At 45.0% G+C, this 11,837-nt stretch carries 10 protein-coding genes; all 10 read left to right on the top strand.

What is annotated here, in order from left to right:
- Nucleotides 1-17 precede the first annotated feature (17 nt).
- The 10 genes from ABG082_RS18045 (at nt 18) to cydC (ending at nt 11,837) form a co-directional block, all read left to right on the top strand.
- Nucleotides 18-1,004 carry an iron ABC transporter permease gene (locus tag ABG082_RS18045; RefSeq protein ID WP_017368325.1) on the top strand — a complete coding sequence of 329 codons (987 nt, stop codon included), beginning with the start codon at nt 18-20 and terminating at the stop codon, nt 1,002-1,004.
- Nucleotides 991-1,761: an ABC transporter ATP-binding protein gene (locus tag ABG082_RS18040; protein WP_348936345.1), complete on the top strand. Its 771-nt coding sequence runs from the start codon at nt 991-993 to the stop codon at nt 1,759-1,761. Before ABG082_RS18045 ends, ABG082_RS18040 begins: the two co-directional genes overlap by 14 nt.
- A gap of 26 nt (nt 1,762-1,787) precedes the next feature.
- Nucleotides 1,788-2,537 carry a class B sortase gene (gene srtB / locus ABG082_RS18035; RefSeq protein ID WP_058213457.1) on the top strand — a complete coding sequence of 250 codons (750 nt, stop codon included), beginning with the start codon at nt 1,788-1,790 and terminating at the stop codon, nt 2,535-2,537.
- Nucleotides 2,538-2,555: 18 nt separating this feature from the next.
- Nucleotides 2,556-3,494, top strand: coding sequence for an ABC transporter substrate-binding protein (locus ABG082_RS18030; RefSeq protein WP_348936344.1), 939 nt, complete (start codon nt 2,556-2,558; stop codon nt 3,492-3,494).
- Nucleotides 3,491-4,504 carry an iron ABC transporter permease gene (locus ABG082_RS18025; RefSeq protein WP_008345586.1) on the top strand — a complete coding sequence of 338 codons (1,014 nt, stop codon included), beginning with the start codon at nt 3,491-3,493 and terminating at the stop codon, nt 4,502-4,504. Before ABG082_RS18030 ends, ABG082_RS18025 begins: the two co-directional genes overlap by 4 nt.
- 1 nt (nt 4,505) lies before the next feature.
- A complete protein-coding gene (gene isdG, locus ABG082_RS18020; protein WP_035702523.1) occupies nt 4,506-5,627 on the top strand; it encodes a heme oxygenase in 1,122 nt (373 codons plus the stop codon).
- A 329-nt stretch (nt 5,628-5,956) separates the two neighbouring features.
- Nucleotides 5,957-7,372 carry a cytochrome ubiquinol oxidase subunit I gene (locus ABG082_RS18015; protein ID WP_348936343.1) on the top strand — a complete coding sequence of 472 codons (1,416 nt, stop codon included), beginning with the start codon at nt 5,957-5,959 and terminating at the stop codon, nt 7,370-7,372.
- Entirely contained in the window at nt 7,359-8,375 is a 1,017-nt protein-coding gene (gene cydB, locus ABG082_RS18010; protein ID WP_017368319.1) for a cytochrome d ubiquinol oxidase subunit II, read from the top strand. Before ABG082_RS18015 ends, cydB begins: the two co-directional genes overlap by 14 nt.
- Complete coding sequence (gene cydD / locus ABG082_RS18005; protein WP_348936342.1) at nt 8,375-10,111, top strand: thiol reductant ABC exporter subunit CydD; 1,737 nt, start codon at nt 8,375-8,377, stop codon at nt 10,109-10,111. The genes cydB and cydD overlap by 1 nt, the downstream gene beginning before the upstream one ends.
- Nucleotides 10,101-11,837 (top strand): thiol reductant ABC exporter subunit CydC, encoded by a 1,737-nt coding sequence (cydC, locus tag ABG082_RS18000; protein WP_272511242.1) that lies wholly within the window; start codon nt 10,101-10,103, stop codon nt 11,835-11,837. Before cydD ends, cydC begins: the two co-directional genes overlap by 11 nt.

Genomic DNA, 11,837 nt, shown 5'->3' with positions numbered 1-11,837 from the left:
ATAAAAGGACGTTCAAGATGAAAAAAACAGGGATTTTATTTCTGATAGTCAGTCTCTTACTAGCCGGCGTATTTATTTATTCCGCCATTACGGGGAGCATTCATGTTACACCGATTGAATTATTGGAAGGGCTTATGACCGGTCAACATGCACAGGTAGAAATCATTAAAGATTTAAGAATCCCCCGCATGCTCATTGCGATGTTTACAGGGGCGGCTTTATCTGTCTCCGGTGTCCTCTTGCAGTCTGTGATGAGGAATCCATTAGCAGATGCCGGTGTTATTGGTATTTCATCGGGAGCTAGCTTCTTTTCTTTAATGGCAATTACAGCGCTTCCTCAATTTTATTTCTACTCTCCTTTATTTTCAGTTTTAGGCGGGGCAATTGCCTGCTTCCTTGTATACGTGTTGTCTTGGAAAGGCGGCTTAAGCCCGATTCGAATGATTTTGGTGGGGATCGCCATCAATGCCATGTTTACAGGGATGGCAGAAGCGTTTGTGACCATTTGCAGCTATTTCAATATCACCATTAATCAGTCGGGACAGTCGAATCTCACGATGAAAACGTGGGGAGATGTCCGTTTAATCGGTGTCTATGGCCTCATTGGGCTTGTGGTTGCGCTTTTCTTTAGCAGATGGTGTAACTTGCTTGCCCTTCAAGATAAGACGGCGAAAAACTTAGGATTGCGTGTGACCAGAATGCGCCTTTTGATTTCAATCACGGCGGTGTTATTAGCAGCGGTGACCGCTGCGGTAGCTGGTGTGATTGCCTTTGTCGGTTTGCTCATTCCCCATATCTCTAGAAGGCTCGTCGGTTCGGACCATCGGGTACTGATTCCATTTTCTGCGTTAAGCGGGGCCTTGCTCATTTTGACGGCTGATACGCTCGGCAGAACGCTTGTGGCACCAAATGAAATCCCTGCTTCTACAATCATGGCTGTCATTGGCGGGCCGTTTCTGATCTTTTTATTAAGAAGGGGGGATCGTCTGCATGGACATTCGTGAGGTGTCGTTTTCCTATGATCGGCAGAGGGACATTGTTCAATCGGTCACCACGCACATCGAAAAGGGGAAAATTACGACCATTATCGGTCCAAATGGCTCGGGCAAATCCACGCTGCTTTCTTTGATGGCACATAACCATTGTCCACATAAAGGACAGATTCATTTAGATGGGCAAGAGCTGAATGCGTTCAAGCCAAGGGAACTCGCGAGAAAGCTGGCAGTCGTACATCAGCAAAATGAAGCGCCGCTCGATTTAACGATCGAACGAGTCGTGGCATTTGGGAGAACGCCCTACCAGACGATGCGCGGCAGTGACAAGGAAGAGGATGAGAAAGCAATTGAGTGGGCACTGTCCTGTACAAAGCTGACGGATAAGCGAAAGGTGCCTCTCGCCTCATTGTCAGGTGGAGAACGGCAGCGTGTATGGATTGCGATGGCTTTAGCGCAAAAAACACCGATCCTTTTCTTAGATGAACCGACGACTTATTTGGATATGTATTATCAATTTGACATTCTGGAGCTCATTCGAGAGCTCAATGTCGAGCATGGATTAACCATCGTGATGGTCCTGCACGATATGAATCAGGCGATTCGCTATAGTGATATCATCATCGCCATGAAAGATGGACAAATTATCCGCGAAGGACAGCCAAATGATGTGTTAACAGAAGAAATGGTGCGGCACATTTATCATGTGTCCGTCACAATTAAGCAGGATGCAGAAACAGGGATGTATATCGTGCCTGTAGGCATATAAGTTGTGCAAAAAGCAGGTGAGACAGTGTGAAACGAGGGAAAAGGATCGGGCAGCGAATGCTGACGATCGTCTGTTTAGGTGTTTTTCTATATAGCGGTACTGCCATTGGCTTGGAGCTCTTTGGCTATTATCAAAATCGTCAGGTGCTTGCAAAGGCTCAGACACTTTACACACACGAGGATGGAATGAAACAGCGAAAACCTGGAGAAATCCGTCAGTCATTTGATGATTTGCGAAAGGTGAATCAAGACATTGTCGGTTGGATTGATATGAAGGACACGATGATTCAGTATCCAATTGTTCAGTCAAACGATAATGCATTCTATTTAACTCGTAATTATGTAAAGGATGACACACGGGCAGGCAGTATTTTTATGGATTATCGTAATGACGTCTTGCATGAAAGTCCCAATACAGTGGTGTACGGTCACCGGATGAGGGATGGGTCTATGTTTGCTGGTCTCACAAACTATTTAAAAAAAGATTTCTTCCAAGATCATCGCACATTTCAGTACGATACGCTGTACCAAAGCTATGAAGCAGAGATTTTTGCTGTGTATGAAACGACAGTCGACTTTGATTATATTCAGACTGATTTTCAGGATCTTGGTGAATATGCACACTACTTGCAAGCTGTTCGTAAGAAGTCCATCTATCAAACGAAAACAGACGTATCCACAGATGACTTGATTCTCACATTATCCACCTGTGATCATGTGCTGGCACCTAAAAACAAGCGTCTCGTGGTACAGGCGAAGCTAAAGAAAGTTTACTAGAAAAGGAGAGACAGACGGTTGAAATGTTTACATGTGATTTGGGCAGGACTCGTCGTCGTGCTTCTCCTCGGCGGATGCAGCCAGGCGGCGCCGGCCGAGAATGGGAGCGGGCAAGGTGCGCTCAACATTCAGGATTTTGCCGGCAGAACATTATCGTTTCATGAATCACCTGAACGGATCGTCTCGTTGTCAACTGGCGACATGAGCATCATTTATGCCTTAGGTGGCCAGGTTGTCGGCCGGCCAACTGCCGAATTGCCAGACAATCTACAAAAGGCAAAGTCCGTACAATCAATTGGCACAACCCATCAATTTGATGTCGAGCTGATCACGAGTTTAAAGCCCGATGTGGTGCTCGGGAATGAATCATTAAACAGCAAGGATATCTCTACTATAGAAGGAATTGGTTCACAGCTTCTTTTGACAAGTGCCAATTCAGTGAAGGACGTCCAGCGTCAAGTTACTTTATTTGGTGATTTACTTGGAAAGCAGCAAAAGGCCAAAGCGCTCAATGCTCAAATCGATCAGCGGATCAAGCAAGTGAAGCAGCCTGAGAAAAAAGTAAAGACGCTCGTTGTGTACGGTGCGCCTGGCACATATATGGCGGCACTTCCACAATCTTTAAGCGGTGATCTGCTACGGATCGCTGGTGGTGCGAATATTGCTGAAAATGAACCAGCACTCGAAAAGTTTCCGCAATATGCACAAATCAATGCAGAAAAGGTAATCGAGGCCGATCCAGATCTCATTTTGCTGATGACACACAGCAATCCTGAAGATGTCAAAGCAGGCTTTATGAGTGAAATGAAGCAAAATGCGGCGTGGCACGATGTATCAGCTGTCAAAAATGGACACGTTGAGATTCTACCAAGTGACCTATTTGGGACAAATCCAGGCGCAGAAGTCATCAGAGCGATCGATGAATTAGAGAAGAAATTGAAGCGATTGTCATCATGAAGATGAATGCAGAACTAGATTTTCAAAAAAGGCAGTCAAGACGAAAATGGCTGTTACCAGGATTGTTTCTCTCTTTATGTGTGGGCGTCTGCCTAGGACTTGCGGTAGGTTCTGTCCAATTATCGCTGACGGATTTAATGGCTGTCTTCACGGGATCAGGTCTGCCTGTTCATGAAAAAATTGTCATGGATTTACGGCTGCCGCGTGTGCTCATTGGTTTTCTCGTTGGGGCCTGTCTCGCAGCATCAGGGGCGATTTTACAAGGAGTTGTCCGAAATCCACTTGCTGACCCTGGGATCATTGGTGTGACTGCGGGCGGCGGGTTAGCTGCTGTACTCAGCATGATTGTTCTTCCACAATTCACGTATTTGCTTCCGGCAGCCGCTTTTCTGGGCGCCTTATTAGCAGCTCTTGTCGTGTATATGCTGTCATTTGATCAAGGGGTTTCACCGCTTAAATTGATCTTGGCAGGTGTTGCCGTCAATGCGTTGCTTGGTGCGGTGATGAATGGATTTATGGTGCTTTATAGTGAGCGTGTGCAGGCTGTTTTGCCTTTTCTATCAGGCGGATTAAACGGACGGAGCTGGCATCATCTTAGCTTTGTGTCGCCATATGCGCTGGCTGGATTATGTCTTTGTTTTTTCGCCATTAAACCGTCCAATCTCCTTTTGCTTGGCGATGAATCGGCTCAGCTATTGGGCCTTCGAGTAGAGCGGACTCGATTTTTTCTCATTGCGCTGGCCGCTCTTTTAGCTGGAGCGGCTGTCAGTGTCAGTGGTTTAATCGGATTTGTCGGGCTTGTTGTGCCTCATTTTATCCGTCTTTTAATCGGAGATGACTACCGGTATTTGCTACCGATTTCAATGCTTGGAGGGGGCGTGCTTGTGGTCTTTGCCGATACAGCGGCACGGGTCTGGTTTACACCGGTTGAATTGCCTGTAGGGATCTTGCTTGCCTGCATCGGTGCACCTTTCTTCCTCTATTTATTAAAAAAGAAAGGGAGGGGTTAAGTTGGATGTCATTGCAATGGATGACGTGAGTCTCAGTCAAGGCGGCTTTCGGCTGTCTTCCATTTCAGCAGCTGTTCCTAAAGGGAGTGTGACCGGAATCATTGGCCCGAATGGGTCAGGTAAGTCGACTTTTATCAAAGCGGCCGCACGACTGACCTCAATCGAAAGCGGCATGATTTACATTCACGACATCCCGCAAAAAGAGATGACGGCACAGGAGATCGCCAAGGAGGTGGCGGTTCTCATGCAAACAAGAACCGCCATTCCATCGATGACAGTACGTGAGCTGGTCGCACTTGGACGCAGTCCGCATCGTTCCATCTGGAAAAAAAGCACCACGTCAGATCATGAAGCGATTGAGTGGGCGCTTGAGGTGACGAATAGCCGCATGAATGAAAACAGAATGCTCCATACATTATCAGGCGGAGAAAGACAAAAGGCATATATTGCAATGGCACTGGCTCAGAAAACAGAGACCATCATTCTGGATGAGCCAACCACTTATTTAGACATTGCGCATCAGCTTGAATTACTGGAGCTGCTCAAACAGCTGAATCAAACACACGGCATCACCATTTTAATGGTTCTCCATGACTTGCAGCAGGCCGCAAAATATTGTGACCGTCTCATTGCTATGAAGCGAGGTCAGGTGCATCAAATTGGCTCACCAAAAGAAGTGTTAACAGAAGACTTTTTCAAGGAGGTTTTTGGGATTCAGGCAGAGGTTCACTTAGACGGACCGCATCCGCTCATTATCCCCATTGCCTCCATTCAACAACAAAAGGGAGATGAACCAAACATGATTATTGTAAACAACCAAGTCAGAGTAGAAAAAGGCAGTGCCGACCACCTTGTTAAACGGTTTAACAAGCAGGGACAAGTAGAATTTATGGAAGGCTTTTTAGGTATGGAAGTATGGGTCACTCAACAGACAACTGATTACGATGAAGTGACCATTCACACCCGCTGGAATCGAAAAGAAGACTTTGTGAATTGGACAAAATCTCAGGCATTTGGTGATGCGCATGCTCATGGAAAGGCGAAACCAGAAGGCCTGCTAAAAAACAAAATTACGTACTATGAAGTGCAAGTGACAAGACCCGCTTTACAGAAAAAAGCCTAAATATTCAAAAGCGCTGCAGCGAAGAAGCAGCGCTATTTTTTTTGTGATTGTCTCTTTCCGTCACATATTTTTGACAAAGTATTCAAACAACTGACACAATCCCATCCAAATTTTAGGTAAAATTTACTTTATTTTTGAAGCGTATGGGTGTAAAGTACAGGTATAAATAACTAACCGAATGAAAATCAAGAGTAAAATTTCACCGAGTGAACCATATCAAATGGACTTTTACTTGTGAATCATTGAACAAATAGTGAATTTTTTGTGAAATGGTGAGCATAAATATCTCGAATCATTCGGCATGCGAAAGTAAGGGAGGATGTAAGGCTGTGAGTGAGCTGTTTTTAGCAAGATTTCAATTTGCCTCAACGACATTATTTCATTTTATTTTTGTTCCTATGTCTATAGGTTTGGTATTTATCGTTGCATTGATGCAAACCCTTTATGTCGTCAAGAAAAAAGAGATTTATAAAAAGATGGCGAAATTTTGGGGTCACCTTTTCTTAATTAACTTTGCAGTAGGTGTGGTGACAGGGATTCTGCAAGAATTCCAGTTTGGGATGAACTGGTCTGATTATTCAAGGTTTGTCGGTGATGTCTTTGGTGCACCGCTTGCCATTGAAGCGCTATTGGCCTTTTTCCTTGAATCGACCTTTATTGGTCTTTGGATATTCGGCTGGGACCGTCTGCCGAAAAAAATTCATTTGTTATGTATTTGGCTTGTTTCTCTTGGTACGATCTTTTCGGCGTTTTGGATTTTACTCGCCAACTCATTTATGCAGGAGCCAGTCGGATTTGTGATTAAAAATGGCCGTGCAGAAATGAATGACTTTGGGGCGCTCGTGACAAATCCGCAACTTTGGGTAGAGTTCCCGCACGTTCTGTTTGGTGCATTGGCAACCGGTGCTTTCTTTATCGCAGGAGTTAGTGCCTATAAAATGATCAAAAAACAAGAAGTCGCCTTTTTCAAAAAATCTTTCCAGATTGCCATGGTGCTTGCTTTCATTTCTGGCTTAGGTGTGGCGTTCTCTGGACATGATCAAGCGAAACACTTAATGGAATCACAGCCGATGAAGATGGCAGCAAGTGAAGCCCTTTGGAAGGATAGTGGAGATCCAGCGGCTTGGACACTATTTGCCAACATTGACACAGATAAAAAAGAAAACTCTGCGGAGATCAATATTCCGTTTGCTTTAAGTTACTTGGCTTATTCGAAGTTTAGTGGAGATGTGCCAGGCGTGCTGACCCTTCAAAAAGAATATGAAGCAAAGTTTGGTCCTGGAGATTACATTCCTCCAGTCAAAACAACCTTCTGGAGCTTTAGAATCATGGTGGGTGCCGGCATGTTGATGATTTTTGCTAGTATGATTGGTTTGTATTTGAGCTTTAGAAAAAAACTAGAATCAAACAAATGGTATTTACGCTTCATGGTATGGATGATTGCGTTCCCGTTTATTGCAAACTCAGCGGGCTGGATCATGACGGAAATCGGGCGTCAGCCGTGGACAGTCTTTGGTATGATGACAACCGCACAATCCATTTCACCAAACGTATCTTACGGCATGTTGCTATTCTCAGTCATTAGCTTTACGACCATTTATCTGATTCTTGCCATCGTGCTTGCCTACTTATTCATTCGAGAAATTAAAAAAGGTGCACATTCTGAAGAGAATACAGATCAAAAGGATGAAACGGACCTGTCTACAGATCCATTTGATGGAGGCGCATATCATGGCATATCTTAACGAGATTTGGTTTATTCTTGTCGCAGTATTGTTTGTTGGATTTTTCTTCTTAGAAGGATTTGATTTTGGTGTTGGGATGTCCATGCAGCTGCTTGGAAAAGATGCACATGAGCGACGCATTTTAATCAATACGATTGGCCCTTTCTGGGATGCAAATGAGGTCTGGCTGATTACAGCTGGCGGCGCTATTTTTGCCGCTTTTCCTCACTGGTACGCTACGATGTTCAGCGGATACTATATTCCGTTTACGGTTCTCCTACTAGCGCTCATTGGGCGGGGGGTCGCCTTTGAATTTAGAGGGAAGGTCGAGAAGGCTTCATGGATCAAAACGTGGGACTGGGTGATCTTCTTTGGCAGCCTGCTTCCGCCATTTTTACTAGGCGTGCTATTCACAAGTATTTTACGAGGAATGCCCATTGATCAAAGCATGAATATGTACGCTGGATTTACAGACTTTGTGAATCTTTATTCAGTGATCGGCGGGGTAGCCGTGACGGTTCTTTGCCTTCTGCATGGATTGATTTTCGTCACACTCCGCACTGAGGGTGATTTAAGAAATCGTGCAAGAAAGCTCGGCCAGCGTGTTTTATTGATTGCACTGCCGGTTCTTGTTGTGTTTGTCGGTGTGTCTATTCTTGAAACAGACATTTATACCGTGCGTCCGATCATTACGATCCCTTTAACTGTACTCATTGTGGTTTGTTATGTAGCGGCTCTATTCTTTATGAGAAAAGAGCGTGATGGATGGACATTTTTATTCACAGGTGCAGGTATTATGGTGACGGTGACCATGCTTTTCACAGCATTATTCCCGCGTGTCATGATTAGTTCGATCAACCATGCATTCGACCTCACCATTCAAAATGCTGCATCAGGATCTTATTCACTGACGGTCATGACGATTGTTGCCATTTCTTTGCTGCCTTTTGTGCTTGGGTATCAAATCTGGAGCTACTATGTCTTCCGTAAACGTGTAAGCGGTAAGGAGCCAATGACCTACTAATGGATAAACGTTTGCTTCAACTAAAAGGAATGAGGGGGCTTCTTGCCCTCTTAGGTATTGTGTCAATCATCCAAGGAGCAAGTATTATTTTTCAAGCACAGTGGCTGGCACATGCCATAACAACGCTGTTTGACGGGAAGAGCCTCATGCAGGCAACGCCTTATGTCTTGCTGTTTCTTGCTGCCTTTCTGGTGCGGCACGGTCTCACCTTGATGCGGGAGAAGGTCATGTTCACCTATTCTTCCCGAATTGGAGCAGACGTCAGAAAGCAGCTGTTAGACCAACTTTTTCATTTAGGGCCAGCTTTCACGAAGAAAAAAGGAACAGGAAAGCTTGTGACATTGGCGATGGAGGGCATTGCCCAATATCGTCAGTATTTACAGCTGTTTTTGCCGAAAATGGTGAACATGGCAGTTATTCCGGTGATGGTGCTTGTCTATGTTTGGACATTAGATGAAACATCTGCTGTCATTCTGATTGTCACGCTGCCGATTTTAATTGTTTTTATGATTTTGCTAGGACTTGTCGCTCAGCGTAAAGCGGCCAAACAATGGAGATCGTATGAGAAATTATCCAATCATTTTACTGATTCTCTCCGTGGCCTTGAAACGCTTCGCTACTTAGGGATTAGCAAAAAGCATTCTCGCAATATTGCAGAGGTCTCAAAGCGTTATCGAAAGGCGACGATGAGCACACTGAAAGTCGCCTTTCTTTCATCTTTTGCTCTCGATTTCTTTTCTATGCTGTCCATTGCGACTGTCGCTGTATTTCTCGGCTTGCGCTTAATTGAAGGAGATCTTTTGTTATTGCCGGCTTTGACCGCACTGATGCTCGCGCCAGAATATTTCTTGCCAGTCCGTGAAGTGGGAAATGATTATCATGCGACGTTAAACGGTAAAGAAGCGAATGAGGCGATTCAAGTAATTTTAGAGGAAAAGGGCTTCCGAGAGCAGGAGACACAATCCGTGCAGCTGAACGAGTGGAATGAGCAATCTGAGCTCACACTGCAAGATGTCAGTGTCTTGCATGATGAACATGCTCCTTATTCGATTCAGGATGTCGATCTCATTGTGAAAGGAAAGAAAAAGATTGGGATCATCGGTGCCAGTGGTTCGGGGAAATCGACGTTAACGGATGTTCTCGGTGGTTTTGTTGAACCGTCTGCAGGTAAAATCATGCTAAACGGAAAGCCGCTTGCTCATTTACAGCTGGCGGCATGGCAAAAAGAAGTCGTTTATATGCCGCAGCATCCTTATTTATTTCACATGACACTGAGAGAAAACATTCGTTTTTATGAACCGAATGCAACAGATGAAGACGTCGAAAGAGCGGTGAAAGAGGCAGGTTTGTCTCAGCTCGTAGCGGATCTCCCCAATGGACTGGATGAGGTCATTGGCGAACAGGGCAGAGGACTGAGCGGTGGACAAGCGCAGCGGATTGCCCTCGCTCGCACAGTGCTCGGCCAGCGATCCATTATGCTGTTAGATGAACCAACGGCTCATCTGGATATTGAGACAGAGTATGAATTAAAGAAAACAATGCTTCCATTGTTTGAAGATAAACTTGTGTTTTTAGCCACACACAGACTTCATTGGATGACGGATATGGATGAAATCATTGTGATGGATCATGGGACGATTGCAGAGATGGGGACTCATGAATCATTAATGGAAAGAAAAGGTGTGTACTATCAATTGGTACAGGAACAAATGGGGGCGGTCACACATGGTCAGTAAAGGCTGGTTTATACCTTATATCAAGGAGAATCAAAAGCTGTTTGCCTTGGTGCTTTTTTTAGGGGCGATTGCGGTGTTTTCTGCTTCTATGCTCATGTATACGTCAGGGTTCCTCATTTCAAAAGCTGCCACAAGACCTGAGAATATCTTGATGGTCTATGTCCCAATCGTGGCAGTACGTACCTTTGGTATTTCACGCTCAGCTGCTCGTTATGCAGAAAGACTGGCGAGTCATCAGCTCATTTTGACGATGATTGAAAAAATGCGGGTACGTCTTTATGATATGGCTGAACGAAGTGCCAAACAGACTAAGCTGGGAACAGGTGAAATGCTTGGACTGTTGTCAGAAGATGTGGAGAGATTACAGGATGCGTATCTAAAAACAATCTTTCCATCTATCGGTGCGCTGCTTTTATATGCCGCTTCGATTGGAGCACTTGGGCTTTTTTCATGGCCATTTGCCGGGTTGATGCTGCTTTATATGGCGCTGCTCGTATTTGTATTCCCATACATCACAGTACTTGTGAACCGGGCGAGACAAATTCAAATGAAGAAAGGCAGAAATGAACTGTACAGCCATTTAACAGATGCCGTCATGGGCGTGAGTGACTGGTTGTTTAGCGGCAGACAGAACGATTTTGTTGAAGGCTATGAACGAAAAGAAGCAAAGCTATTAGCACTCGAAGCGGCAAAGCATCGGTTTATCCGTCTGCGCCAATTTTTAGCACAGCTAGTCATTGGAGGAGCAGTCGTCCTTTTCGTGTATTGGAGCGGCTCGGTCGTTCAGGCTGGTTCTATGCCGCACACGCTGATCGCAGCTTTTGTGCTTGTGCTGTTTCCATTAACAGAAGCCTTTCTTCCGCTGTCAGATGCAGCAGGCGACATTCCTGTTTATCAGCATGCCGTCAGCAGATTAAATCATTATGAAAAGCAATCGTATGAAGGATTAGTTGAGAGGGAGGCAGCAGACGAGACACCCGTCTCTTATGGCGCTGAAGCGGTCTGTTTTGATCAAGTCACCTTCGGATATGAAGTAGATCAACATGTATTAAAGCATTTTTCGTTTTCCCTGAAGCAAGGTGAATCGCTCGCTCTCTTAGGAAAGAGCGGTGCAGGCAAATCGACCATTTTAAAATTGTTAGAAGGGGCAGTCGTGCCAAATCAAGGGGTCGTCAGCATTCAGGGAAAACCGGTACAAAGCATTCAAGAGGAGATTTCCTCTTATGTTTCTGTGCTCAATCAACAGCCCTATTTATTCGATACGTCTGTTTTAAACAACATTCGTTTAGGCTCACCAGAAGCGACAGAAGAGCAAGTAAAAGAAGCCGCGCGGCAAGTGCAGCTGCACGATTACATTGAGTCTTTGCCAGAAGGTTATCACACAGGTGTACAAGAGACAGGGGTTCGTTTCTCTGGTGGAGAAAGGCAGCGTATGGCTCTAGCTCGGATTTTGCTGCAAAACACACCGATTGTTGTATTAGATGAGCCAACCGTCGGGCTTGATCCACGCACAGAGCGTGAATTGCTTGAAACGATCTTCCGCGTGTTAAAAGGAAAAACAGTCATTTGGATCACCCATCATCTCACTGGCTGTGAGGCATGCGATCGTATGATGTTTATTGAAGGTGGACGCATTGAGATGCAGGGGCAGCATCATGATTTGCTGAAAGAAAACCTGCGTTATCAAAACCTGTATGAAATGGATCGTCCATTTTCGGTCGTGTAA

Source organism: Bacillus sp. BS1807G30 (assembly GCF_040047675.1).
GTDB lineage: Bacteria > Bacillota > Bacilli > Bacillales > Bacillaceae > Bacillus > Bacillus altitudinis.
This window is presented reverse-complemented; position numbering and strand designations above follow the sequence as displayed.